Here is a 25046-nt window from a genome sequence, read left to right on the forward strand (position 1 = left end):
CTTACTATTTGTCATTTGCTTTTTTGGACTTAATTTCTATTTCATATGCAAGTGTGGCATAAGGAGGAAAAACATATTGATAATAATAGTTCAAAATTCCTTTCCCATATCCTCGCCCGGAAGGAATAAGAATACAAGCCTTCTCCCCCACTTTCATTTTAAGCAAAGCATCTTTCATCCCTTGTATCAAACCAGACACTTTCCAAGTAGCCTCTTCATCTTCAAAAAGTTTACGATTGGTAAGATTTTCTTTATCCATTATTTCATCCAAAATATAACCACTACCATACACGGTAACACTATCCGAAACTAAAATTTCATCACCACTCGGCTTCTCTATTAATTTTACAATTTGAGTAATAGTATCATTCTCCTCTATCGCGGGAATTTGAATTAACTTCTTCTTATCAAAACCTTTTTTCTCCAAGTATTTGTCAATCAATTCGTATTCATAATCTAACAAACTCCCTTCAATAACCTTCTCCACCTTATATTCTCGATACAAATAAGTAGTACTGAAATTAAGTACACTTGGCAAAATAATTGATCCAGAGGTTCCTTCTGAAAAATATTTAAAAAAAATAGAGAATATATCCTTGTCATCTATAATTTCCTCATAAACGGGACCTCCCATAGGGTATTTAGGTAATTCTATTTTTTCTCCTCCAATAACCGACGATCTTGTATCATCTAAAATACTTCCACCTAAATTCCTATCCGTGTAATTCACCAATATAAATTGCCCGTCTTTCGGTTTTTTCTTATTAGCATCCTCACTGTAATTAAATACATAAGCTACAGGATTAATCTTAACTCCATTAATTGATGTACCAAGAATAATAGAATCTTTTGGACTTTTATCCTTCATAAAATCCTTTATAGCCGCTTGCTCTTTATCGTAAAGCTCCTTCCAAGTCGGACCGTTATCATCGTCCGAGCATCCTGCAAAACTGCCTGCTAACAGGCAAAGACACATTAATAAATAATTCTTTTTCATTTTCCGTTTTATTTAGCTGTTATAAAAATTACTCTTCTTCATTATTTGGAGCCACAATCTTCATTATTTTCACCCAATACCCAAACGTACAATAGGGAGGTTCATTATAATACGTGCCTCCTCCTTTTATACTCTGCACATTACCCTTTGCCCCATATCCCATTCCGTAAGGAATAACAATATGGGCGGAATCACCTTCCTGCAATTGTTGCAACCCCTTAACAAATCCGGCAGGAAAGTCCCGTTGCCACCGCTCGTTAAACAGTATCTTGGTTGTATCAAGGGCATTCATAAACTTCAATCGTATTCCTCCCCCCATATCATCCAATATCACCAAATGCTTACTCATAAGCACAGAATCTCCCACCTGCAATTTCCGCGTTCCTTCACCTTTCGTCATCAGAAGCGTATACGTAATGGTATCAGACTCTGCCTCACCGGGATAATCTTTAAAAGTTTCTGCCGCGGGGAACGTATTCAAATAACCTTGAATCATCTCTTTCTCGTGCTCCGCCACATCTTCAAATATCGTGCGGGAAACCAACTTGTAATGCAATGGTTTTCCATCCACAGCACCCAAAACCGATGGAATAATCACTTCACCGCCACTTTCTCCAACTCCGATATGCCGGAATGCCTCCGCCAAAAAATTATACCTCGCCGTATCCACCCGAAACAAGACAGGTCCGCCATAAGTATATCCCGGCATATACGTTGAATCCCATTTCCCCAGATCAGAAGAATCCAATATCTTACCACTCAAATCGGACATATCATAATCCATCATCACCCATCCGGAATCTTTAGCCACCTCTCCGTTAGTATTGTGATTGAAAATAAAAATGGAATCTATCAACAATCCTTTACGGCTGTAATAGGGGATAGCGACAACCTCCCCCGTCGCATATTGATTCAGGTAATCATGTATCGCCTGTTTCTCGTACGCGAGCACGTCAATTAAATCATCCTCCTTTTCCCCGGAACAACTACTCAACGCAAAGGCTAAAAAACAACCTAAAATGACCAGATATTTATTCATCTTTCAGTTTCTAACTTTAGTTTCTATTTCCCCGACAGGGGTACTTCTTCCCACACACCGCGATGCAGACGCATGGTACTCTTTATTCCGGCTTCCCGCAACCAACGGAATGCCAAATCCCGGTTATCGTTCACCAACTGGGGTAAATGAGCATCCGAATTTACCATCACTGGAATATTCAATTCTTTCAACCATTTAAAATACTTCACGTTCGGAAACATCAATCCTTTCTTCGTGTATGCTTTCGTGTTCACTTCCACCATCACGCCTTTCTCGGCAATCAGTTGGAAGTACTCCCGCAACAATCCGTTATACCACTCCTGCTCGATAAGAGAGGAATCCACCAACGAACCATTCATCGAAATCTTGTCCGGGTGAGCCACGAAATCAAAACCGCCCAACTCCACCATCCGGGCGGAAGAACGAAAATAATCCCGCACTAGATGTTTCAGATCATCCCGGTACACCTTTCGGAAGTTCTCCCGGAAATCATCAAAATTACCATCCATATCCATCATCTCACCCGTCTCTCCATTCGTCACCAGATGCACGGAACCGATACGGTAATCCAACGGCATTTGCTGGAAATAATCACTAGACGGTCCCCAATCATCATTCAGATAATCGATCTCCAACCCCACGTACAACTCGATTTGCCCGGCATACAACTTTTTCAACCGTTCGATCTCCTGCAAATATGCCTCCAGATTCGCCTTGCTCAACGACCAGCGAGTTTCAAACGGAAGCGGCGAATGCGAAGATATTCCATAACTATGGAAACCGGCACTGATAGCCGCCTTCACGAATTCCTCCGCCGGAGCTTTACCGTCACAAAAAGTGCAATGACTATGATACGTACACAAATCCATCCGTTACTTCTTCACCCAAGCATTAACAATTTCAGCCACGTACATCTTGTGGAAATCTTTCTGCCCGTATTGGGCATCCACAATCTTCGTATCCGCGAAAGCCTCTTCCTTCAAGAAATCGGCATACAACTTCCGGCATTCCAGCACGAGAGAAGCCTCCTCGAACGCGGGATTCCCCGCCTCCGTGAAATAAGGCGTCAACCCGCTCTCTTTCACCTTATCCGTATCCCTTCCGGAAACAGAACCACACACGCTCAATGCCTTGCGATAGGACTCGCCAAAGAACGATAACGTGAATGAATCCCCTTTCTCCGTGAACTCGAACGTGTACCGTTGCGGACGTACAAACACCATCACCACCGGCTTGTTCCAAAGAAAGCCCATACTTCCCCAACTTGCCGTCATCATATTGAACTTCTCCCGGTCACCCGCCGCCACCAACATCCACTCGTCACCGATCAACCGGATCACGTTCTCGTCTATCTCTCTCGGATTAATCTTCCTCATATCCATAAATCACTTAATCATAAATAACTTAATCGCAAATCACCCAATCACTTAATCGGTCTACATTCTCTCCGGCATCTCAATCCCCAACATTCCCATCGCGTTACGGATAGCCACGCTACATTGTTGAGCCAACAACAAACGCAAATTCCGTACCTGTGCGTTCTCCTCTTTCAAGATCGAATAATCATGGTAGAACTGGTTGAATTCCTTCGCCAGATCGTAAGCGTAATTCCCGATCAATGCCGGACTATAATTATCCCCGGCCTCTTTCACCACGGCAGGCAACTTGGCGATCAACTTAATCAAGTTCTGTTCCTTCTCCGTCAATCCGGTATGTATATCACCCAACACGATCTGTATTCCGGCTTCTTCCGCCTTACGCAATACCGACCGGATACGCGTGTAAGTATATTGGATAAAAGGACCCGTGTTTCCGTTAAAATCAATCGATTCCTTCGGGTTAAACATCATGGTCTTTTTCGGGTCTACCTTCAAGATAAAATACTTCAATGCCCCGAGAGCCACCTTGCGGTACACGTCTTCCGCTTCCTCGACAGAATAACCGTCCAGTTTTCCCAACTCCTCGGAAGTCGTCCGTGCCGTGTGGATCATCTCCTCGATCAAATCGTCGGCGTCCACCACCGTTCCCTCGCGGGACTTCATCTTACCTTCCGGCAACTCCACCATCCCGTAAGACAAATGCTTTATTTTATCCGCCCAATCGAATCCCAATTTTTTGCAAACCAGCGATAATACCTGGAAGTGATAGTTCTGCTCGTTCCCCACCACGTAAATCTCCTGATCCATATTAAATTCATTGAAACGATCGTACGCCGTACCGATATCCTGGGTCATGTACACGGAAGTCCCGTCATCCCGCAGCAACAACTTATGATCCAAACCGTCACCTGTCAAATCCGCCCACACGCTACCCGTGTCTTTCCGGTAAAGCACACCGTCGGCAAGTCCTTTCAACACAATATCGCGCCCTTTCTTGTAAGTTTCCGACTCGAAATATACCTTGTCGAACGCGATACCCATCATCTTATAAGTTTCATCGAACCCCTTCAACACCCAATCATTCATCTTCCGCCACAAGGCAACCGTCTTCTCGTCCCCGGCTTCCCATTGGCGCAACATCTCCTGTGCCTCCAGCAATATCGGGGCTTGCTTCTTGGCTTCCTCCTCGGCTACACCCTTATCCATCAATTCCTTGATCTGGGCTTTATACTCTTTATCAAAACGCACGTAATAATCTCCCACGAAATGGTCTCCCTTTGTCCCCGTACTCTCCGGAGTGGCACCATTAGCGAACTTCTCCCAGGCGATCATACTCTTGCAAATATGGATTCCCCGGTCATTCACCAGGTTTGCCATAATCACCTGATGACCGTTCGCCTTCTGTATTTCAGACACAGACCATCCCAAGAAATTATTACGGATATGCCCGAGATGTAACGGCTTATTCGTGTTCGGGGACGAATACTCGATCATGTACGTCTTCCCGCTCGGTTCCTTCGCGTACCCGTACTTCTCTTCCCGCGCCACCTCGTTCAACACCTCAATCCAGTAAGCGGCAGAAATCACCACGTTCAAGAATCCCTTGATCACGTTGTAAGTCTCCACTTCCTCAATATTTTGCTTCAAATACTCACCCAACTCCTTTGCCGTTTCTTCCGGTGACTTTCTGGAATATCGGGTAAACGGAAAAACAACAACGGTCAAATCCCCGGCAAACTCTTTGCGGGTTTCCTGCAATTGCACGTCTTTCTCGGTCAATTCCACTCCATAACAAGCCTTCACGGCTTCCAGCACTTGCTGGGTCAGCATTTTCTCTATCGTCATATCCTCTAATCTTTTTAAATACTAATGTCCATTAGTCTGCAAAAATACAATTTATTAGAAGAAATACCCGTAAAACGCTAAAAATTTACCTGATTATAATCTAAAATCCCTACCTTCCTCCCAATATCTTCACATACTCCGCGTAAGCCACCTTATACTGGTAATTAGCAGACACCACGCTCGTGTATGCCTGCAACCACGTGGCTTGCGATGAAAGCACATCCAGAATAGGCAATTTCCCTTCATTATAACTGAACGTGTTCAACTTCAAATTTTCCTTGGCTATATCCAACGTGGAATTGGCAATCTCCACTCTTTTCCACGTCTCGTTAAGTTTCACCCACGCGTTAGCCAATTCCTGCTTCACCTGATCTTTCATTTTACTCATCTCCAACTCCCTGCTCATCTCCATTGCCTTATTCTGGCGGACATACTGGCGTTTCTCGCCCCAATTGAAAACAGGCATGCTGAACTTGGCAAAAGCCGTCGTGGCAAATTTCTCTTTCCCATCCACGTTAATCAATGGAGTTCCCCACGATTCCTTCATTCCGACAGCGAATTGCGGCAAATATTTAGAACGGATAATCTTCGTCTGTTGCTTTGCCAGATTGAGATTTTGCGCCGCAATCTGGTAATCCGCCCTACGTTGCAAGGCTACCTCCAAAGGTTGCAAAGCAGGCACCACCACGGGTTGCTGGATAGAATCCACGAGTACCACGTTTTCATCCAACGGAGCCCCCATCATAATCTTCAGCGACTGCATAGCCATCCGGTAATTCATTGTTGCCGTGGACAATTGCAATTCCGCTTCCTTCAACCGGGTTTGCACCATCAACAAATCGGTCTTACTAATCGCCCCTTCATCAAAACGCTTCTGCACAATACTGCCCAACTCGTTCACAATCATCACGAACTCCCGGGCAATAAAAAACTGGCTCTCGTTCGCCGCCACCGTCCAATAATTCACGTCGGCAGCGTAAACAATATTATCCGTCGTCAATTCTTCACCCAAACGGGCTATTGCCTCCTGCAACACGGCTGCATCCTTTTGCTTCCGCACGACACTTCCGGCATAAACATTCTGTGACAACGTCACCTCCGCCGCGTAATTATCGTGCTTCATATCCACACCCTGCATAAACTCCACGTCCTCGATCTGGTAAGAATAATTTCCCCCGACCTGCAACTTCGGAAAGAAACCCGTCTTAATTCCCTTCAAAGCATACATGGCAGCATTCACCGCCTCTTTTGCCTGCTTTATATCCTGGTTATACTCCAACACCTTCGCCCGGTACTGCTCCACGGTCAACGTCTGTCCCATCACCGCACCCGCCAATACCAACAAAACCCCTATCGTAACAAAAACTCTCTTCATAACTTAACTAGCTTTTATCCTAAATATCAAACAATACGTCACCGGAAGAACGACAATCGTCAACAAACTCGCCACAAGCAAGCCGCCCATGATACAAGCCGCCATCCCCCCGAACATCGCATCAAACAACAAAGGCAACATACCCAGAATCGTCGTGCCCGAAGCCATCGCCACCGGAACAATTCTCGACTTCGTGGCTTGCAGCACGGCATCCAGCGGAGCCAATCCGTTTTCCTGTTCTATACCGATCTGATCGACCAGCACAATCGCGTTCTTGATATTCATCCCGACCAGTCCCAACACTCCCAACAAAGCGAAAAAGTCGAACATCTTACCCATCACCAAAAGCCCGAACACGACACCGATAAAAATCAAAGGTACCATCAGCAAAATAATCGTCGGCTTCCGGTAAGTCCTGAAAAGCAACAGCAACACGATAAACATCAGGATAAACGTCAACGGCATATTGGCAGCCAAAGCCTCGTTGGACTCCGCCTGGCTCTCGTCCTCCCCGAAAATCTTCATCGTGTACCCCTCCGGCAAATCCATCTGTTTCACCTTACTCCACACTTGCGAAAATGCCGCTTTCGTGTTAGCTCCCCGTTTGGGGTCACATTGCGCCATCATCACCCGGTCACGGTTATAGCGCTTAATCACGTTATAATTGTAATTGTAGGCAAAACTATCCACCACTTGTGCCAGCGGCACCGTGAATCCCCGTGTAGCGAACACGGGCAAAGTCTTCATATTATCCAGATTCTTGGCATCGAACCCGTCCTCTTTCAGCAGTATAGGCATAAACAAATCCTTCTCCCGGAAATCCCCGATTGCCAACCCGTTCGTGGCAATCTTCAAAGCATAAGCCACTGACTGCCGGGTAATTCCCAAACGTTGTCCCCTCTCCTGCGAATAAGCGGGTTCCCACACGGGCACCTTATTTCCCCAACTTCCCCGCACGTCGGTCACCATATCACACTCCCGCATCAACCCCATCGCCCGCTCCGTCAGTGCCGACAACGTATCTATCTCTTCACCGATAAACCCGATCTCGATAGCCGCCTCCACTGCCGGCGACATTTTAAACAAAGAAGACCGGATCAACATATCCGGGTAATTCTCCCGCACGTAAGTATTCAGGCGGTCTTCAACAACCGGCGATTGCTCTTTCTTCTGCACCTCGATCAACAAATTCCCGAAATTCGCTTTCGGACCGAAAGAAGTACTTGCCAGATAATACCGTAACGGCGAACCGCCAATCGTCACGGACACGTTCGTCACCTCCTCCTGCTTCATCAAATAGGACTCGATATCCGCCATCATCTTCTCGGACTCCCGTATACTGAAACCTTCCGGCAGAAAACAATCCGCCCGGAAATAAGGTTTATCCATACTGGGGAAAAAATTCTGCGGCATCACCCCCATGATATACATGGAAGCCAGGAACAGACACACGACCGACACGATAGTCACCACCTTGTAGCGAATCAATCCCCGCAACATACCGACGAACTTATTATAGAACTTCGTATCGTAAGGATCTTTTGCCGGATCTCCCGAACTTTCTTTCAATATAAAATTACCAAACACGGTCGTTTGCGTCAACGCCAGTATCCAACTCAAAGCCAGCGATACCGCCAACACGATAAACAAAGGCTTCACCATCTCCGCCACGGAAGAAGGCGCCAAATACAAAGGCAAAAAAGAAAATATAGCAATCAAAGTGGCTCCCAGCAATCCCCACTGCGGCTGAGTCGCCCCTTTTATCAAGGCATCCCGCCGCCGCATTCCTTTCTTGATTAATATTTGGGCATTATCCGTCACCACGATAGCATTATCCACCAACATACCCATCGCGATAATAAATGCCGCCAACGAAGTACGGTTCAACCCGACTCCCATAAACTGCATAATCAACATCGTACCCCCGATAGAGAAAATCAACGAGGAACCGATCAGCAAACCGGCACGGGAGCCCATTACCAGCAAAATAATAAAAATCACGATCAGCACCGACTCCACCAAGTTCAACAAAAAACCGTTATTCGCCTCCCGCGCAATCTCGTTCTCCGGGTAAAGCGTCACCAGCTCTATTCCCACCGGCATCAACTCCTCCAACTGGCTCAAACGCTCTTTCACCAGATCACCCGTCTTCACCACGTCACGCTCCGGGTCTGTCGAAATACCAATCCCAATCGCACGCTTGCCATTCACCCGCATCAAACTACCGGGCGGGTCGAGGTATCCTTTTTCTATCGTGGTAATATCTCCCAAACGCACCTGCTGTCCCGCTTGCGTCACGATCAACTGGTTGCGTATATCATCCAACGTCTTGTAAGTCCCGTCCGCCAATATCTTCAATTCCAGATTCCCCGCACGCTTCTCCCCGGTATTAATCAAAGAATTCTGGGATTTTATCGTCTGTATCAAAGAATTCAAGTCAACCCCGGAATTCGCCAACTTCGACATCGTGATAAACACATTCACCACCTCCGTCTGCTCGCCGTACAAAGCGACTTTCTGAACCCCGTCGACCGACACCAATTGAGTTTTCAACTTCTGTCCCCATTCCCTCAAATCGTGATACGAGAACCCTTCGGCGGCAGTCAAACCGTAATAAATACCGAACACGTCACCAAAGTCGTCCGACACGCTGATCGTCGAAGCCCCCTGCGGCAAAGCGGGTTGAATATTCAACACCTTGCGGCGCAACTCGTCCCACATCTGCGGCATCTCATCCGGCGGGGTAGCCGGGCTTAACTCGATTTGAATCTTGGACATCCCGTAATAAGAGTCCGACTTGATCTTCTTCACCCGCCGCATAGACTGTATCTCCCGCTCTATCGGTTCCGTGATTAACTGTTCCACCTCGGCAGGCGTCGCCCCCGGGTACTTCGTGATAAGAACTGCCGTTTTAATCACGAAAGGCGAATCTTCCTTTTTACCCAACAGGTCAAAGGAAAGCACTCCCCCGACCAACAAAATAGCCAAAAAGAAATAAATCACTTTCGTGTTATCCAGTGAATATCTTGCTATATTCATAACCATTCCTTATTTTAACAACTTCACTTTCTGTCCTTCCGTGATGTAATTCACCCCGGCGACAACAATAATATCATCATTCGAGAGTCCCTTCTGCACCATAATCTTATCACTCCCGAGCAATTGCCCGATCACCACGGTTTTACCGTACACCGTTTCGGTCTTCGGGTTATACACCCACACCGAAGTTTCGTTCGTCATCGGATTCTTGAATAAAGCACTCATCGGCACGATATAACTGTTCTCTTCCATTGTTTCTATCTTCAAATTCACCTTGCAGGAAAAACCGGGATAGATATTATGGATATCACGAGAGAAGCGGCTATCATCAATAACCAGTTTCACGGGGATCCCCGTCCCGTCGGGCGAAGCATCAATAAATTCTTTCACTCTCGCCTTAAACCAAATACCCTTGTACGTATCGAACTCCACCGTCACCGTCATCGGCGTGCGGGTCAGATCGACACTCGTTTCCGGCAGAGTAAAACCTACCGCCAGTTTATCGGGATTCACCAACTTGATGATCGACTCTCCCGGCATCACTTTCTGGTAATTCTCCACGAACTTCTTCTCCACGAACCCGTCAAAAGGCGCTCTCAGTTTCGTATCCTCCAACGTGTTGGCAGAAGTCTCGTAAGCCGATTTGCCTTTTATATAATTTGCCTCCGCGATCTCGTACTCCTGCTTTGAAATAGCTTGCATCGACAACAATCTTTTATTCCTCTCCAACTGGGATTTAGCCGTCAGATAAGCCGCCTTGTTCGCCTCGTACTGCAACTTGTAATCCAACGGATCGACCGCAGCGATCACCTGTCCCTTCTTCACCTTCTGCCCCTCGTCCACGTTCATCGCCACGAGCGGTCCCGACAACTTAAAGGCAAGATTACTATATTCCTCTGCCTCCACGATCCCCGTGTACACCTTATTGATCGCCCCCAACGACTCCACGTTAACCACTCTCACGGGACGAACGACATCCTGGTACGTCTCCTTTTTTCCTTTACAACCCGCCCACAAAAAAGCAGGTATCATGCAAACCATCCATGTAAATCTCATAAATCTATTTTTTTACACGTATACGGGAAAATACAAGTAAGGTTTGCCACATAAAATAAATAAGAAAAAAAACGCACGGATGGAACTCTGCCTATCTCCCGATAAAAATATTTATACCCCTCTTTCTTGGAATATTAGCCCAAAATAAACAGTATTCGAGTTAACACCGAACGCAAAACTCTTTATACCGGTAACGACAATTCTACTCGCAGGATTATATTTTAACCTTAAAACTCACATCATGTATAACTATACATTCCGATTCCTGGACAAAAAAGAGTGCTTCCGAACACCTTTTTCACCCGAAGATAACACACGATACACATATATGTTACATAACAAAACATACTTGTACCGTCTTAATGAACAATTAATTAGGAGTAACCAACCGGAACATGCCCTCACGGTAAAACGGCATTTGGCTCGTTTAGCACCGACCTCTTCCCTACTATGCGATATCGGCATATTACATCTGGAAAACGGGGAAATCCATGTAGCCGACAGCCTCTTCTCCAAGGCTCATCAAATGACACCCAATCACATCACTCCCGTGTACAACCGTTTTCTTGTTACCAAGCAAACAAACGATACTCTCCACGGGCTTCGTTTAGCTAAAAAAATCCTCCACATGCCTGTCCGTAAGATAAATAATATTGTATTAAGAGCCCGCCATGAAGCAAAGGAATATATTAAAGCACAGTCATAATCAATATACAAACATGAGAACCACTTTCATTTATATCGTTTTTACGCTAATCTCTTCTTGTTCAACAGATGAAACAAAATTAGAAAAAGCATTGCGTCTAGCTGGGAACAATCGTCACGAATTAGAAAAAGTCCTTCATCACTATTCCCAAAAACCGGCAGATTCCCTTCAACTCCATGCCGCACGATTCATTATTGAAAACATGCCCGGACACTACACTCTGGCGGGAAAAGAAATTGAACAATTTAAAGAAAAAATACACGCCGATACTTCCGTCTCCTATTTTGCTAAAAAACTTCTTGAAATATCAATAAGCAATATAGAATCAATTCAAAAAAACGCACAAAAAACTGAAGATGTAGAAAACATTAAATCTGAATTTCTTATTCGCCATATAGATCGTTCCATCGAGCGTTTCATCACTTGCCCTTGGCTACGTGATATTCCTTTTGATATATTCATGGAATATGTCCTTCCGTATCGCTTTGAGCACGAACAACCCGAACTTTGGATTGATTCTCTACGCATTACCCCGGATGCATGAAATGAGATAATTCCTCTTAAAGGAGAATACATCCCTGAATTTTTTCAAAAATCATTTTACAAAGACGTCAGCGATGAATACATGTACACCGCCGACATTTCTATTCCTACCATAACACCCATTAAAAGTAACAGCCCCAGATTCGCCTATCTTTTCGTCTTCAACTATCTAAATTGTCTACCTTCCTGGTTTCTATAACAAAAAAAGAACTGTCGCCGCCAATTATCCTTTCATCTTAAACTTAAAAGGAGAACCACAATACCTAGTTCCTGACACAACAAACCGCCAAAACATTCGATTGACCAGAAAATATCCTTCTAATAAAGTATTATATACTTACAATAAACAAATGGCAAATATTTCAGTCAAAGCATCGTCTTCATCCTCTTTCACATTTGCAAATACACTGCTCACCCAGTTGGAAGTTGAGGATATACTTGCTTCCGGTAAAATAAAACCAGACAAAGCGTACCGTTACTGGCAAGTGGTCATTCCCCAAAATATAGCATGTGCTGAAATCGTTTTTCTTGACCAGCAAAAAGAATACATTCGGGGAAAAGTAACTGACACCATTTACACCGCCGGTTTCGACAACAACCCACTAACCAACCTAAAAAACCATATGCACAAAACACCCGTCATTGATTTCGGTAAACCAGTACAACTATCGAAGATTATCGTTCTCCCACGAAGTGACGGTAATAGCATCTACCCTAAAAACGAATACGAACTATTCTACTACACCCTTAACGGTTGGACATCTTTAGGTCGACAAATTGCCGATGATTATTGCTTGAACTTTTATAATATTCCTCGGGGAGCCCTTTATTGGTTGCATAATTGGACCTCCGGCATGGAAGAACGCATATTCACAATTAATGAAAATGACGAAATCCAATTCTGGTGACGTGTATCCACCATCACAACTTCAAAATAATGTATCATGCAAACCATCCATGTAAATCTCATAAATCTATTTTATAGCCCTTGTGCAAGCCTCGCCAGCCGTTCCTTCAACAATTCGCCATACTTTTCCTTTAATTCTGCACTTAGGAAAGAGTTTTGAATGACAGTCTCAAACTTGGGCAATAGTTTGATATACTTATTTATCAGTCGTTCTACAATCACATTCTCTACCCCCAGCGTGGCTGCTGACCGGATAAAATCCTCTCTTTGAAACTTTTTCTTCCGACCATTCAAAGTTAACGCCAACTCTTCATCATCCTTGGGATTGATGATAGCCGCATTTAGCAAATCGTAAGCAGGGGTCAAACGTATCATATCCTCCACCTCATACAAAGAGAAGTTTTTCAAGTGCATATCGTTATTCCCTGTCAACCAAGAGAAAAGCACCAGCTCGAAGAAATTGGTAACATCCATTTTAGGTAAAGACGAGTATTTCAAAATAGCCTTGCCGATACGTTCATAACTACTTTTGTATTTATGCTCTGTTTGCCTTTCTGTCAATTGGCACATATCTTCCATCGCGATCTTCTCTCCGGCTGAAGTCCTGTCAATCCGGCGGGTAAGATAGCATAGCGTATCATCTGCCATCCGCATCAGCGTATGAGGAACTACCTCAATACGTGCCACCTCTGCAAGGTGCATGGTTAAATCCTCAACCTCTGGCATCATTTCATATTGCGAGGTCTGTGGTTTACAAATATAACCACCCCATAGCCCGACAATAGTCAATCGTTTGCTACCCTCATGCTCATTCAAATGCAAGGATAATTTCGGCTGGACACCGGTCAAAGAGGTTTGGTCTCGAATGATTTGCAGAGCAAGCTGGTCAAGTTGTTCTATCGTATAATCAAGAACGGGCAATGTTGCTGTTCCGAAGAACTTCTTTATGCAAGCCGTGTGCATATCCTTTTCCCCCTTTAAAAGCGGACGATAACAATATAAGCAATTACACATGGTTTCCCTCCTTTTCTTCCAAAGGAATGACGCTTACCGCTCCGATACAATCCTTGCAGCATGTCAGCAACAACGACATCCGGTCAAGAATACTGATGTCTGTATTCCGCAATGCAACATCCAACAGCCATCCTTCTGGAATCAAACCGTCGAAAAATGGAAACAGCACAGGACTTGTATATGCTTCGTCTTGTAAAGGCAATGTCATGCTAACTGCCTTCGCCTTTTCAAGAGAGAGATATTCCGGTAAATAGCAGAACTCATACCCTGCATCGTTTTCTGTCAGAATACCAGCTAATTGGTCTTTGTAAAATATATGAGCTTGTCTCATTGATTATTCTTTTTTTGAGTGGCAACCATTTCATAATTGAAAAAGTCAAGGAGCTGATTCACTTTATCGAGGCGTAGCGTTTCCTTTCCTTGTTCAAGGTCTCGCACAAAACGCAATCCTACTCCCGACTTCAACGATAGTTCTTCTTGCGTCAGATTATATTGCTTTCGCAACATTTTGACCGTAGTAGAAAGATTATTCATATCATCATACTTTATACCTTTTCGGGTACAAAGCTAACACAAATATTTGATATTATACCATAAGGGGTATAATTTATTATTTCACCACTGCAATTATATCAGACTGGGTATAATATATCCTACAAAAGTTTTCTGGTCTTATGACCAATTTTCTACCATCTAAGACCCTTCAAGAAATAAAAATGCTCAAAGTAATCCTCGTTCAGGAACGTACCATTCTCCATACGTTTCTTATCAACAATATATCCTCTAATTGCAAACTGACGTAATACACTTGTTGCCCATTGGCGAAATTGTGTTGCACGAGTAGAACTATCTTTTTGAACTACCGAGAATTCCTCGGTAGTTGCCTCTTTAGATAATTCTCCATTAGCATATATATTCTTTAAGTGCAATCCTACATTATCCGTGCTGCAATCAAAGAGCACTCCCATAGCCTTTTGAGTCATCCATAAAGTTTCATCTTTATAGTAAACTTCAATTCCTTGTTCCTTATTATCTAACTGAAATATTAGAAATTCAGCCGTACTGTTTCGTATAAACTTACGCTTATTGTTATTTTTATTCTCTTCCATAAACGAGAACTAAGCAGTGTAAATTATTAATTTTCAGTCTATCAAGTATTACTTTAAAACAATATATCTTATGATTTTACTATTTTCAAGAAGAGGGACTAAATGAATAGCCCCTCTTCTCTATAATGTTACAAAATCACTTACTTCACCAACCCCGCCGTCCGCAAACGAATCTCCGTCAATATCTTTTTCGTGTACAGCGGGAATTCCCCATTGAGCATCCAGGCAAAATAACCGGGTTGCTCTTTTAATACTTGTACCACGGGCACGCCCTTGTTCTTCCCGAAATTAAAGACTTCTACCCCGTCCTCGTTATACACGATAAACCCGGCAAAATCCGCCGTGTTATTCTGTGTCGAAAACTTACTCAAGAAAGCGATATTGTTCTCCAGCGTATCGCTATAACGATCCAATTGGGCTTTCAGCACCTCATAGGTAGCCGTCGTGTCGGCTGCGGCAGTATGGGCGTCTTCCAAATTCTTGTTGCAATAGAAACGGTACGCAGCACTCAACGTGCGTTGTTCCATCTTGTGGAAAATCGTCTGCACGTCCACGAACTTCCGTTTCCGCATATCGAAATCCACCTCCGCACGCAGGAACTCCTCCGCCAACAAAGGGATATCGAAACGATTCGAGTTATATCCGCCCAGATCGCATCCTTCGATATAGCGAGCCAGATCTTTGGCTATCTCCTTGAACGTCGGGCAATCCTTCACGTCCTCGTCATATATTCCGTGAATAGCCGACGACTGCTCGGGAATATGCATCCCCGGGTTCACACGGATCGTCTTCTGTTCCTCTTTCCCGTTCGGCATCACTTTCAGAACAGAGATTTCCACGATCTTGTCCTTCGCGATATTAATACCCGTCGTTTCCAAATCAAAGAATACAATCGGGTTACTTAACTTTAATTCCAAACTAATTAATTTTATATCTAATTTATCCGGTGATTCCAAGATTGCCGATTCAAAGATTACAAATGATTTCCATACTCGCGCACGGGTAATCACAGAATCGCTCAATCGGCAATCACAGAATTATCAAACCATCATTGGCATCAACAACATCAACAGATCCTCGTTCTCGTTGTCGCTCTCGTAAGGCAAGAACAAACCGGGACGACTCGGGTCTGACAACTCTAATACCAAGGACTCCGTGTTCATATTCGACAGAATTTCCTGCACGAAAGGAGATTTGAAGCCGATAGCCATCTCGTCGCCCTCGTACTGGCAAGTGATCGTCTCGTGTCCGGACATGGCGTAATCCACGTCTTGCGCGGAAATCACGATCGTACCGTTGCTCAAATCAAACTTCACGAGATTGCTCGCTTGATTCGCCATCACGGACACCCGTCTTAATGAATTATACAGTTCCTTTTTCTCGATAATCACTTTCTTCGGGTTACTCTGCGGGATCACGGAATTGTAGTTCGGGAAACGTCCCTCTACCAGCGTGCACACCATCTTGTAATTCCCGAACGTGAAGCAAGCCATTTTCTCGTTGAACTGCAATTGCAACTCGCTCTCGTCCTTAGGCAGAATATTCTTCAACAACAAAGACGGTTTTTTCGGTAAAATCAAAGAGAACTGGTCGCCATCAGTCTTGGCATCGAAACGTTTGTAACGCACTAATTTATGAGCATCCGATGCCACAAAGGTAAAGTTCTCCCCGTTCATCTCGATCAGAATACAATTCATCACCGGGCGCAGATCATCGTTCGCCGTGGCGAAAACCGTACGGGTAATCCCTTCCAGCAACATACCGCAGTTCGTGTTGATCGTGGTCACACTCTCGCCCATAGCCGATTGCACCGGGTAATCCTCGGCACTCTCGCCCGGAACGGAAAACTCTCCCTTGTCCGAGATGATCTTCACCTCGTTCGTTCCGGTATTAATATCGAACGTCAGAGGTTGCTCCGGGAACTCCTTCAATATATCCAACAACAACTTGGCGGGAATCGTGATGCTCCCGGGGGTTTCCAGGTTCTCCAACTCCACCTTTGCCTCCATCGTGGTTTCCTTGTCGGAAGCTGTCGCGTACAACATATCATCCTTGGCAACCAATAAAATATTATCCAGAATCGGTTGTGCCGGCTTCCCGCTAATCACCTTGCTCACGGCCTGCAACCGCATTAAAAAACTACTACTTGATACAACAAATCTCATATCTTCCTTTTATTTATCATTTACCCATTTATCGTGTTTTCCACTTCTTCTACCGTGATCGGGGCACGACGGTCGCCCATGCACTTGCACCCGTCTTTCGTGATCAATATATCATCTTCCAAGCGAATGCCGCCAAAATCCTTGTATGTCTCGATCTTGTCATACACGAGAAATTCCGTGTGCAAACCCTGTTCCTTCCATTGGTCAATCAAAGCGGGAATAAAATAACAACCCGGCTCGTCCGTTACCACGAATCCCGGCTGCAACTCCCGTCCCATGCGCAAAGAAGAAGTACCGAACTGGTTGATCGGGCGGGTCACGTCGTCATACCCGACGTAAATTTGTCCCAAATCCTCCATATCGTGCACGTCCAATCCCATCATATGTCCCAAACCGTGAGGCATAAACAAAGCGTGAGCCCCCGCGGCGACAGCCGCATTCACGTCACCCTTCATTAAGCCTAAATCCTTCAATCCCTGTGCCAACACCTTGCAAACTTCAAGATGCACGTACTGGTAGGTCACTCCCGGACGGGCGATTTCCATTGCTTTATTATTACAAGCCAATACTATATTATACACGTCTTTCTGCCGTTGGTCGAATCTTCCGCCCACGGGAACCGTACGCGTGAAATCGGAACAATAATTCATCGTGTTCTCCGCCCCGGCGTCCGTCAACATCATGCGTCCCACGGTCAGTGTCTTGCTGTGGTCGTGATTGTGCAACGTTTCGCCATTCTGGGAAAGGATCACAGGGAAAGAAACCATGCTCCCGTAAGAAGCGGCAATTCCCTCGATCAACCCGGCGATATATTGTTCTTTCTGTCCCGGTAAAGCGTGTTTCATGGCAGCCACGTGCATCTCGTAACCGATGTTACAAGCGAGGTTGATCTGCTCGATCTCGCAATCCTCCTTCACGGAACGCAAAGCCACTACCGCCTTGATTAATTCCAACGACGCGTAACTTTTCAACAGAGAATGATGAATGCCAAGCAAATCTTCGAGCAATAACATATTGCGGAAACGATAAGGCGGCAAGAAATGAATCTTGCGTCCCCGGCTGATCGCCTCCTTCAAAACGTCCGCCAACTTGGCAAAAGGAGCCGATTGGGTAACTCCTACCCCGGCAGCCATATCCTTCACGCTCGGCTGCGGTCCCATCCAAATGATGTCGTCCATGTCCACGTCATTCCCGAACAGGCAGGTTTCCCCGGAATCAACATCCATCAATCCGGCAAATCCCGGGTGATTCAGCCCGAAGAAATACAAGAAGGAACTATCCTGACGGAATTTATACGTGTTGTCCGTGTAGTTTGCCGGAGCTTCCCCGTTGCCAAGGATTAACACTAGACCACCGCCCATCTTCTCGACAAGCCTCTTTCTTCTATTGATATACACGTTCTTATCAAACATATTATATATTATTTAATGATTAATTTTATCGTGCAAAATGAGTTGACAAGGTAGAAATTTTTTTTCAATGTCACAACTTACTAATTTTAGATTTTCAAATTTAAAATTTCAGTTTCCAACGACACAGGTATTTAATATTTATCAATTTCCAATTCTCACACTTCCCCTCATCTCGTTTTATCACGAATAAACCTCTCGTATTCTCGGGGTGGACAATAAGTACTCCTATATAATATTGTTATTATACAGGAATATAATAGTAATTTTAAATGTAACAAATTATATTCAAATACTAAAATAATACTATTCTAAATCTATAAAAATAGGAGATGAATAGGAGATGAATAGGAGATGAATGGGAGATGGTAGCAATAAAATACCAATCATATAGGTTAAAAATAACTATTTAATACATTATTACACTATTATCTCGACAAAAACAGACCATGTTCAATCCTCTCCACGGGGTGCTACTTTCAAACGCTCGCGCCGATTTTCAACACGTGTCACCGGATTTTCAGCAACACGTGTTGAAAAAAACATCTAACGAGACACTTTTCTATTCCGGAACAAGAATGCCCCGAACGGCAAACAAATCCCGGCGATAAGCACCTGATACGCCCCGTAAAGCACACGGGTTTGTTGTGCCATCATATTTCCAACAACCGTCATCTGCGCTCCTTCCTTGTTCAAACCGATAGCGATTAATTGCCACATCACCGCGAAAGCGGCAAGCAAAGAAAATATAGAAGCGAGATAAAGCAAGCCCCCGGTCATATCGTTTTTCTGTTTTCCACGCAACCCAAACAAGAACGTCAAAGCGAACATAATAAACGTAAACCAACCGGATGTCCGGTATCCCATAACCATACCCAAATTTCCCATTTCATACCAAGGTAAAAAAGTAGCGACCATGCCGATAATCGCGATGATGAAAATAACTAATTTCTGCTTACTCATAACTTTAATATTTTAGATTTATCCTTTATATTCACCCAAAAACACCAAGGTTTACGTAATTCTGCCACATGAGGTTATCCCCTCTTTATTTAAAACAAATATAAACTCCTTTTTTTTGAAAATATTTACCGCTTTTACTTGAAAATCGCAAGAACAATGAGTAGTTTCGCGTTTCAAATATTTAGCGAGGATAATCCTCGTGAAAGTTGCGTCAATTATATGCTAAATGATTAAAATATAATATCTAACTTTAATGTTTTTTTGTTATGAAACCGACACATATTGAACACATCGGCATCGCAGTTGCCAGTTTGGATGAAGCAATCCCGTACTATGAAAACGTTTTAGGATTGAAATGTTACGCTATTGAAGAAGTGAAAGATCAAAAAGTAAAAACCGCTTTCTTCAAAGTAGGGCAAACCAAAATCGAATTACTTGAATCCACAGACCCGGAAGGACCTATTGGAAAATTCGTGGAAAAAAACGGCGGTGGCATGCATCATATTGCATTTGCCGTGGAAGATGTTCAAGCCGCATTAAATGACGCACAGGCTGCAGGCTGTCAATTAATCGACAAAGCCCCTCGTGGTGGTGCTGAAGGATTGAGGATCGGATTCCTTCACCCGAAATCAACGTTCAGAGTATTGACTGAACTTTGTGGAACGAAATAATTTTAATGAACAGCCTCACATAAATCATGACAATATGACAAATCAAGATAAAGTCAAAGAATTAATCGACTTACGAGTTCAGGCAAAACTTGGAGGGGGTGAAAAGCGTATTGAATCCCAACACAAAAAAGGGAAATATACCGCACGGGAAAGAATCGCCATGTTGCTGGATGAAGATAGCTTCGAGGAATTTGACATGTTCGTAACACACCGTTGTTACAATTTCGGCATGGAAAAAACCAAATTCCTGGGTGACGGAGTCGTAACGGGACAAGGTACTATCGACGGACGCCTAGTGTTCGTCTTTGCCCAAGATTTCACGGTTTTCGGTGGTGCCCTTTCCGAAATGTTAGCACAAAAAATTTGCAAGGTCATGGACAAAGCCATGACCGTCGGCGCTCCTATTATCGGTTTGAACGATTCAGGTGGCGCCCGTATTCAAGAAGGTGTTAATTCTTTGGCTGGATACGCTGAAATTTTTGAACGTAATATTTTAGCATCAGGAGTAATTCCTCAGATCTCCGCAATCTTCGGACCATGTGCCGGAGGCGCCGTATACTCACCCGCGTTGACGGACTTCATCCTGATGACCGACCAGTCATCTTACATGTTCGTAACCGGACCTAAAGTGGTAAAAACCGTAACAGGAGAAGACATCAGTACAGAAGAACTCGGGGGTGCTGAAGTTCACTCCACCAAGTCCGGTGTTTCTCACTTCTTGGCAGAAAATGAAGAAGAAGGAATCGCTACTATTCGCGATTTACTATCTTATTTGCCTTCCAACAACTTGGAAGAGGCACCCATGGTGATGTGCAATGATCCTATCGACCGTTTGGAAGACAAGTTAAACAGCTTGATTCCGGACAACCCGAATCACCCGTACAACATGATGGAAGTTATCGAGGCCATCGTGGACAATGGTAAATTCCTTGAAGTTCACAAACGCTATGCACGCAATATCATTGTCGGGTTCTGTCGCATGGGAGGACGTTCCATCGGGGTTATCGCCAACCAACCGGGTTACATTGCCGGCATCTTGGATATCGAGGCATCACGCAAGGCCGCACGTTTCGTGCGTTTCTGCGATTGTTTCAACATTCCTGTATTAACACTGGTTGACGTGCCGGGATTCTTACCGGGTCGCGTTCAAGAATATGGCGGTATTATCACTCACGGGGCAAAATTGATGTTCGCTTACGGGGAAGCTACCGTACCTAAAGTAACCGTAACATTACGTAAATCTTACGGTGGCGCTCACGACGTGATGTCATGCAAGCAATTGCGAGGTGATTTCAATTACGCTTGGCCCACGGCACAAATCGCCGTTATGGGGGCTAAAGGTGCTATCGAGGTGTTGTACGGCAAGGAGTTGGCCGCAATCACGGATGCCGAAGAAAAAGCTAAATTCATCGCTACAAAAGAAGAAGAGTACAACACGGCGTTTGCCAACCCGTACAAGGCTGCTTCTTACGGGTATATTGATGATGTTATCGAACCGCGTAACACGCGCTTCCGCGTGATTAGAGCCTTCCAGTCATTGCAGACCAAACGTGTTACCAACCCGATGAAGAAACATTCTAATATACCTTTATAATTTAAGATATGACCATGTTAGCTATCAATTGGGGCTACGCGCTCCTCGTTACCGGGATAGGGATGGGTACCGTATTTTTGCTGTTGGTTATTTTGATATGGATCATTAATCTACAGACAAAAATCACGGAGCGCTTGGAAGACCAAGTGAAAACCGAACCTAGTGTTGTAGCACCCGCGGTAACAACCGATACTCATCCGACGCCACATGAACAAGCAGCCATTGCCATGGCAATGCACTTGTACTTTGACTCGCATGATGAAGAACCCCATGTTATTACGATACAAGAAGTAGAGAGACGCTACTCCCCGTGGAGTTCAAAAATTTATAGCATGAGAAATCTTACCAAGTAACAATTAAAGATTATGAACAAATTTAAAATCACCATAGACGAGAACAATTTCGATGTCACCGTGAACGTAACGGATCACAACAAGGCTACTGTTGAGGTGAACGGAATTTCATACGATGTCGTTTACGAGAGCAAAAACGCACCGGTAACACCCGTTGTTCGTAAAGCTGCTGCAATTCCCGCCGCAACCTTGCATCACGCTCCCGCTTCTACTGGCGCATCCAACAAGAATTCTATCAAAGCCCCGCTTCCCGGTACAATATCTGCCATTAACGTGAAAGTGGGTGATCGCGTGAAACGCGGTGATACTTTACTCGTGATGGAAGCGATGAAGATGGAAAACAACATCATGGCTAACAGCGATGGACAAGTAAAGGCCATCCACGTGACTGTTGGACAATCTGTTTCCCAAGAAGAAGCGCTTGTTGATATAGCTTAATTCATCGTAAACTTGTTAACAATGAAACAATTAAAGAAATATCTTTTAAGCATAACGGCATTACTTGGGTTATTCATACTTCCATTTAACGCGAGTGCGGAAGAAGTGGACATGGGATCGAAAGTAATGAAGTTTATAAATGACACGGGATTCGCTCAGTTGTCAAATGGTAATTGGCTTTGCATCATTATGATACTGGTGTCATGTCTACTATTTTACCTGGCAATCGTGAAGAAATTCGAACCCCTGTTGTTGTTGCCTATAGCCTTTGGTATGTTGTTGACCAACCTACCCGGAGCCGGATTGTATCACCCGGAACTCTTCGAGGGCGGACACGTACATTGGGCTAATTTCGTGAATGCTAACAACGTCGGGTTATTGGACTACATCTATCTAGGTGTCAAGTTGGGTATATATCCTTGTATCATATTTATCGGCGTAGGTGCCATGACTGATTTCGGTCCGCTGTTGGCAAACCCGAAAAGTTTTCTGCTTGGGGCTGCCGCCCAGATCGGTATCTTCGCTACTTTCCTCGGCGCTCTGGCGTTAGGATTTACTTACGCAGAAGCAGGTTCCATCGGTATCATCGGTGGTGCTGACGGACCGACAGCAATTTACCTGACCTCGAAACTGGCACCGGGCTTGCTCGGTCCTATCGCGGTTGCCGCCTACTCGTATATGGCTCTAGTACCCGTGATACAACCTCCCATCATGAAAGCGTTGACCACCCAAAAGGAACGGGAAATCGTGATGCAACAATTGCGTAAAGTTTCCAAAAAAGAGAAAATCGTATTCCCTATCGTGGTGACAGTTTTCGTGTCTTTGTTATTACCATCGGCAGCCCCTTTGATCGGTTGTTTGATGTTGGGGAACTTGATGCGCGAGAGTGGTGTCGTGGATCGTTTGAGCAAAACCGTTCAAAACGAGTTAATGAATATTACTACCATTTTCCTCGGTATTTCCGTGGGTGCCACCACTACCGCAGCCGCATTCTTGAATTTCCAGACATTGGCAATTTTGCTGATCGGTATCTTGGCATTTAGCATGGGTAGTGCCGGTGGTGTATTACTGGCAAAATTCATGAACTTGTTTACCAAAAACAAGATTAACCCGTTGATCGGTTCAGCTGGAGTTTCAGCCGTTCCAATGGCAGCCCGCGTATCGCAAAACGTGGGACAAGAAGCTAATCCGGGTAACTTTCTGTTGATGCACGCCATGGGGCCGAACGTGGCGGGAGTTATCGGTTCTGCAGTGGCAGCCGGAATTCTGTTATCATTTTTAGGATAAGGCAATCAACATCCCAAAATAACACGAGGCTATCTCAAATAAAAACGAGATAGCCTCATTTTATTTCCTGGTAATATAAATAATCACTATTTTTGTACAAACATATTATAAATAAACCAAATCAATTATGGGTATAAGAGGTTTCGGCAGCGACAATTTTTCCGGCGTGCTACCGGAGGTTTTCAAAGCATTGGAAGAGTCAGCCTACGGGCACGCGCATTCCTATGGAGAAGATGCTTACACAAAGAGAGCTATCGAAGATTTCAAACAGATATTCGGGAAAGATATTGACGTGTACTTCGTGTACAATGGCACGGGTGCTAATATTTTAAGCCTATCCGCGTTCACGCATTCATACAATGCCATCATTTGTGCCGAAACGGCACATATCAACGTGGACGAATGCGGGGCTATCGAGAAACAGACGGGAAGTAAATTGCTGACCGTCCCCACGTTCGACGGGAAACTGAATGTCGGGTTAATTCAAAACCACATGCATGATTTCGGCGACCAACACCACGTGCAACCCAAAGTGATTTCGCTCACGCAATGCACTGAACTCGGGACGGTTTACACGCACGAAGAATTGAAAGAAATATGCGACTTTGCCCATGCCCACGATATGTACGTCCACATGGACGGGGCACGCATAGCAAATGCCGTGGCATACTTGGGATGTACCCCGGCAAGCATCACGAGAGAGGTCGGTATTGATGTCATGAGTTTCGGGGGAACGAAAAACGGCATGATGTTCGGAGAAGCGGTCATTTTTTTCAATACCCGGATGTCGAAGGAAGTGAAGTTTATCCGCAAGCAGTTGATGCAATTGCATTCCAAAACGAGGTTTATCGCCGCACAGTTTTCCACCGTGTTAAAAAACGATCTCTGGCTGAAAGCCGCCGCTCATGCCAACACAATGGCAAAGAACCTGGCTCATGCCGCAGAACAAATACCATCCGTCACGATCACCCAAAAGGTGGAAGCAAACGAAGTTTTCGCCATTATCCCCAGGGACAAAATTCAAAAACTGCAGGAAGAGTGCTTTTTCTACGTGTGGGATGAAGATGCCGCCGAAGTGAGATGGGTTTGCTCGTTCGACACGACGGAGAATGACGTGACCGAGTTTATCAATCTACTCCGTCAGGAGTTGTGCTGAG

24 protein-coding genes and 1 pseudogene are annotated in these 25046 nt (G+C 44.6%); 9 read left to right on the forward strand and 16 right to left on the reverse strand.

What is annotated here, in order from left to right; all coding sequences use genetic code 11:
- Positions 1–4: 4 nt before the first annotated feature.
- The 8 genes from BN8899_RS19285 to BN8899_RS19320 all read right to left on the reverse strand — a co-directional run bounded on the left by BN8899_RS19285 (position 5) and on the right by BN8899_RS19320 (position 10730).
- Positions 5–997: an FKBP-type peptidyl-prolyl cis-trans isomerase gene (locus tag BN8899_RS19285; RefSeq protein WP_018335853.1), complete on the reverse strand. Its 993-nt coding sequence runs from the start codon at positions 995–997 to the stop codon at positions 5–7.
- 28 nt (positions 998–1025) lie between these two features.
- Positions 1026–2036, reverse strand: coding sequence for an FKBP-type peptidyl-prolyl cis-trans isomerase (locus tag BN8899_RS19290; protein WP_065220568.1), 1011 nt, complete (start codon positions 2034–2036; stop codon positions 1026–1028).
- A gap of 23 nt (positions 2037–2059) precedes the next feature.
- A complete protein-coding gene (locus tag BN8899_RS19295) occupies positions 2060–2905 on the reverse strand; it encodes a histidinol-phosphatase (protein ID WP_065220569.1) in 846 nt (281 codons plus the stop codon).
- 3 nt (positions 2906–2908) lie between these two features.
- Complete coding sequence (locus BN8899_RS19300; protein ID WP_065220824.1) at positions 2909–3412, reverse strand: flavin reductase family protein; 504 nt, start codon at positions 3410–3412, stop codon at positions 2909–2911.
- 60 nt (positions 3413–3472) lie between these two features.
- Positions 3473–5260, reverse strand: a complete 1788-nt coding sequence (argS, locus tag BN8899_RS19305) for an arginine--tRNA ligase (protein ID WP_018335857.1) — start codon at positions 5258–5260, stop codon at positions 3473–3475.
- A 109-nt stretch (positions 5261–5369) separates the two neighbouring features.
- Positions 5370–6635, reverse strand: coding sequence for a TolC family protein (locus tag BN8899_RS19310; RefSeq protein ID WP_065220570.1), 1266 nt, complete (start codon positions 6633–6635; stop codon positions 5370–5372).
- Positions 6636–6638: 3 nt separating this feature from the next.
- Positions 6639–9674 (reverse strand): efflux RND transporter permease subunit, encoded by a 3036-nt coding sequence (locus tag BN8899_RS19315; protein ID WP_065220571.1) that lies wholly within the window; start codon positions 9672–9674, stop codon positions 6639–6641.
- Positions 9675–9683: 9 nt separating this feature from the next.
- Positions 9684–10730: an efflux RND transporter periplasmic adaptor subunit gene (locus BN8899_RS19320; RefSeq protein ID WP_065220572.1), complete on the reverse strand. Its 1047-nt coding sequence runs from the start codon at positions 10728–10730 to the stop codon at positions 9684–9686.
- A 328-nt stretch (positions 10731–11058) separates the two neighbouring features.
- On the opposite strand from BN8899_RS19320, the gene BN8899_RS19325 reads away from it, so the two are divergent.
- From BN8899_RS19325 to BN8899_RS19335, 3 genes are all read left to right on the forward strand, one after another.
- Positions 11059–11436, forward strand: coding sequence for a hypothetical protein (locus tag BN8899_RS19325; protein ID WP_148375545.1), 378 nt, complete (start codon positions 11059–11061; stop codon positions 11434–11436).
- Positions 11402–11980 carry a hypothetical protein gene (locus BN8899_RS19330; protein ID WP_148375546.1) on the forward strand — a complete coding sequence of 193 codons (579 nt, stop codon included), beginning with the start codon at positions 11402–11404 and terminating at the stop codon, positions 11978–11980. The genes BN8899_RS19325 and BN8899_RS19330 overlap by 35 nt, the downstream gene beginning before the upstream one ends.
- A gap of 349 nt (positions 11981–12329) precedes the next feature.
- Positions 12330–12887, forward strand: coding sequence for a discoidin domain-containing protein (locus BN8899_RS19335; protein WP_148375548.1), 558 nt, complete (start codon positions 12330–12332; stop codon positions 12885–12887).
- Positions 12888–12958: 71 nt separating this feature from the next.
- Here BN8899_RS19335 and BN8899_RS19340 read toward each other — a convergent pair whose 3' ends face one another.
- From BN8899_RS19340 to BN8899_RS19375, 8 genes and pseudogenes are all read right to left on the reverse strand, one after another.
- Positions 12959–13900: a HipA domain-containing protein gene (locus BN8899_RS19340; protein ID WP_187376960.1), complete on the reverse strand. Its 942-nt coding sequence runs from the start codon at positions 13898–13900 to the stop codon at positions 12959–12961.
- Positions 13893–14231, reverse strand: a complete 339-nt coding sequence (locus tag BN8899_RS19345) for a HipA N-terminal domain-containing protein (protein WP_065220576.1) — start codon at positions 14229–14231, stop codon at positions 13893–13895. The genes BN8899_RS19340 and BN8899_RS19345 overlap by 8 nt, the downstream gene beginning before the upstream one ends.
- The gene (locus tag BN8899_RS19350; protein ID WP_026207141.1) at positions 14228–14434 is read right to left on the reverse strand and encodes a helix-turn-helix transcriptional regulator; all 207 of its coding nucleotides are present in this window, start codon (positions 14432–14434) and stop codon (positions 14228–14230) included. Before BN8899_RS19350 ends, BN8899_RS19345 begins: the two co-directional genes overlap by 4 nt.
- 182 nt (positions 14435–14616) lie before the next feature.
- Positions 14617–15009, reverse strand: a pseudogene (rhuM, locus tag BN8899_RS19355) (RhuM family protein); the annotation flags it as partial.
- Positions 15010–15149: 140 nt separating this feature from the next.
- The gene (locus tag BN8899_RS19360) at positions 15150–15926 is read right to left on the reverse strand and encodes a 3'-5' exonuclease (protein WP_018335867.1); all 777 of its coding nucleotides are present in this window, start codon (positions 15924–15926) and stop codon (positions 15150–15152) included.
- Between the two features lie 123 nt (positions 15927–16049).
- Positions 16050–17174, reverse strand: a complete 1125-nt coding sequence (gene dnaN, locus BN8899_RS19365; RefSeq protein ID WP_065220578.1) for a DNA polymerase III subunit beta — start codon at positions 17172–17174, stop codon at positions 16050–16052.
- Positions 17175–17194: 20 nt separating this feature from the next.
- Positions 17195–18586 carry an aminopeptidase P family protein gene (locus BN8899_RS19370; protein WP_018335869.1) on the reverse strand — a complete coding sequence of 464 codons (1392 nt, stop codon included), beginning with the start codon at positions 18584–18586 and terminating at the stop codon, positions 17195–17197.
- 543 nt (positions 18587–19129) lie between these two features.
- The gene (locus BN8899_RS19375) at positions 19130–19546 is read right to left on the reverse strand and encodes a hypothetical protein (protein ID WP_018335870.1); all 417 of its coding nucleotides are present in this window, start codon (positions 19544–19546) and stop codon (positions 19130–19132) included.
- Between the two features lie 266 nt (positions 19547–19812).
- Here BN8899_RS19375 and mce point away from each other — a divergent pair, with 266 nt between their 5' ends.
- The 6 genes from mce to BN8899_RS19405 all read left to right on the forward strand — a co-directional run bounded on the left by mce (position 19813) and on the right by BN8899_RS19405 (position 25045).
- Entirely contained in the window at positions 19813–20217 is a 405-nt protein-coding gene (gene mce / locus BN8899_RS19380) for a methylmalonyl-CoA epimerase (protein WP_018335871.1), read from the forward strand.
- 34 nt (positions 20218–20251) lie between these two features.
- Positions 20252–21811, forward strand: coding sequence for an acyl-CoA carboxylase subunit beta (locus BN8899_RS19385; RefSeq protein ID WP_018335872.1), 1560 nt, complete (start codon positions 20252–20254; stop codon positions 21809–21811).
- Between the two features lie 8 nt (positions 21812–21819).
- Complete coding sequence (locus tag BN8899_RS19390) at positions 21820–22164, forward strand: OadG family transporter subunit (protein ID WP_018335873.1); 345 nt, start codon at positions 21820–21822, stop codon at positions 22162–22164.
- A gap of 12 nt (positions 22165–22176) precedes the next feature.
- Positions 22177–22602, forward strand: a complete 426-nt coding sequence (locus BN8899_RS19395; RefSeq protein ID WP_018335874.1) for a biotin/lipoyl-containing protein — start codon at positions 22177–22179, stop codon at positions 22600–22602.
- A 111-nt stretch (positions 22603–22713) separates the two neighbouring features.
- Positions 22714–23889 carry a sodium ion-translocating decarboxylase subunit beta gene (locus BN8899_RS19400; protein ID WP_369800430.1) on the forward strand — a complete coding sequence of 392 codons (1176 nt, stop codon included), beginning with the start codon at positions 22714–22716 and terminating at the stop codon, positions 23887–23889.
- A gap of 133 nt (positions 23890–24022) precedes the next feature.
- Positions 24023–25045, forward strand: a complete 1023-nt coding sequence (locus tag BN8899_RS19405) for a threonine aldolase family protein (protein ID WP_197496250.1) — start codon at positions 24023–24025, stop codon at positions 25043–25045.
- Position 25046 lies beyond the last annotated feature (1 nt).

Source organism: Butyricimonas sp. Marseille-P2440 (genome assembly GCF_900091675.1).
Taxonomy (GTDB): domain Bacteria; phylum Bacteroidota; class Bacteroidia; order Bacteroidales; family Marinifilaceae; genus Butyricimonas; species Butyricimonas synergistica.

Excerpts from the sequence above, each read along its gene's own strand:
- BN8899_RS19400 (WP_369800430.1), top strand. The coding sequence starts at position 22,714 with ATGGGATCGAAAGTAATGAAGTTTATAAATGACACGGGATTCGCTCAG.
- BN8899_RS19345 (WP_065220576.1), bottom strand. The coding sequence starts at position 14,231 with ATGAGACAAGCTCATATATTTTACAAAGACCAATTAGCTGGTATTCTG.
- BN8899_RS19320 (WP_065220572.1), bottom strand. The coding sequence starts at position 10,730 with ATGAGATTTACATGGATGGTTTGCATGATACCTGCTTTTTTGTGGGCG.
- BN8899_RS19350 (WP_026207141.1), bottom strand. The coding sequence starts at position 14,434 with ATGAATAATCTTTCTACTACGGTCAAAATGTTGCGAAAGCAATATAAT.
- BN8899_RS19315 (WP_065220571.1), bottom strand. The coding sequence starts at position 9,674 with ATGAATATAGCAAGATATTCACTGGATAACACGAAAGTGATTTATTTC.
- BN8899_RS19285 (WP_018335853.1), bottom strand. The coding sequence starts at position 997 with ATGAAAAAGAATTATTTATTAATGTGTCTTTGCCTGTTAGCAGGCAGT.
- BN8899_RS19325 (WP_148375545.1), top strand. The coding sequence starts at position 11,059 with ATGTTACATAACAAAACATACTTGTACCGTCTTAATGAACAATTAATT.
- BN8899_RS19390 (WP_018335873.1), top strand. The coding sequence starts at position 21,820 with ATGACCATGTTAGCTATCAATTGGGGCTACGCGCTCCTCGTTACCGGG.
- BN8899_RS19310 (WP_065220570.1), bottom strand. The coding sequence starts at position 6,635 with ATGAAGAGAGTTTTTGTTACGATAGGGGTTTTGTTGGTATTGGCGGGT.
- BN8899_RS19395 (WP_018335874.1), top strand. The coding sequence starts at position 22,177 with ATGAACAAATTTAAAATCACCATAGACGAGAACAATTTCGATGTCACC.
- BN8899_RS19300 (WP_065220824.1), bottom strand. The coding sequence starts at position 3,412 with ATGAGGAAGATTAATCCGAGAGAGATAGACGAGAACGTGATCCGGTTG.
- BN8899_RS19295 (WP_065220569.1), bottom strand. The coding sequence starts at position 2,905 with ATGGATTTGTGTACGTATCATAGTCATTGCACTTTTTGTGACGGTAAA.
- BN8899_RS19290 (WP_065220568.1), bottom strand. The coding sequence starts at position 2,036 with ATGAATAAATATCTGGTCATTTTAGGTTGTTTTTTAGCCTTTGCGTTG.
- BN8899_RS19340 (WP_187376960.1), bottom strand. The coding sequence starts at position 13,900 with ATGTGTAATTGCTTATATTGTTATCGTCCGCTTTTAAAGGGGGAAAAG.
- dnaN (WP_065220578.1), bottom strand. The coding sequence starts at position 17,174 with ATGAGATTTGTTGTATCAAGTAGTAGTTTTTTAATGCGGTTGCAGGCC.
- BN8899_RS19335 (WP_148375548.1), top strand. The coding sequence starts at position 12,330 with ATGGCAAATATTTCAGTCAAAGCATCGTCTTCATCCTCTTTCACATTT.
- mce (WP_018335871.1), top strand. The coding sequence starts at position 19,813 with ATGAAACCGACACATATTGAACACATCGGCATCGCAGTTGCCAGTTTG.
- BN8899_RS19330 (WP_148375546.1), top strand. The coding sequence starts at position 11,402 with ATGAAGCAAAGGAATATATTAAAGCACAGTCATAATCAATATACAAAC.
- BN8899_RS19375 (WP_018335870.1), bottom strand. The coding sequence starts at position 19,546 with ATGAGTAAGCAGAAATTAGTTATTTTCATCATCGCGATTATCGGCATG.
- BN8899_RS19385 (WP_018335872.1), top strand. The coding sequence starts at position 20,252 with ATGACAAATCAAGATAAAGTCAAAGAATTAATCGACTTACGAGTTCAG.
- argS (WP_018335857.1), bottom strand. The coding sequence starts at position 5,260 with ATGACGATAGAGAAAATGCTGACCCAGCAAGTGCTGGAAGCCGTGAAG.
- BN8899_RS19370 (WP_018335869.1), bottom strand. The coding sequence starts at position 18,586 with ATGTTTGATAAGAACGTGTATATCAATAGAAGAAAGAGGCTTGTCGAG.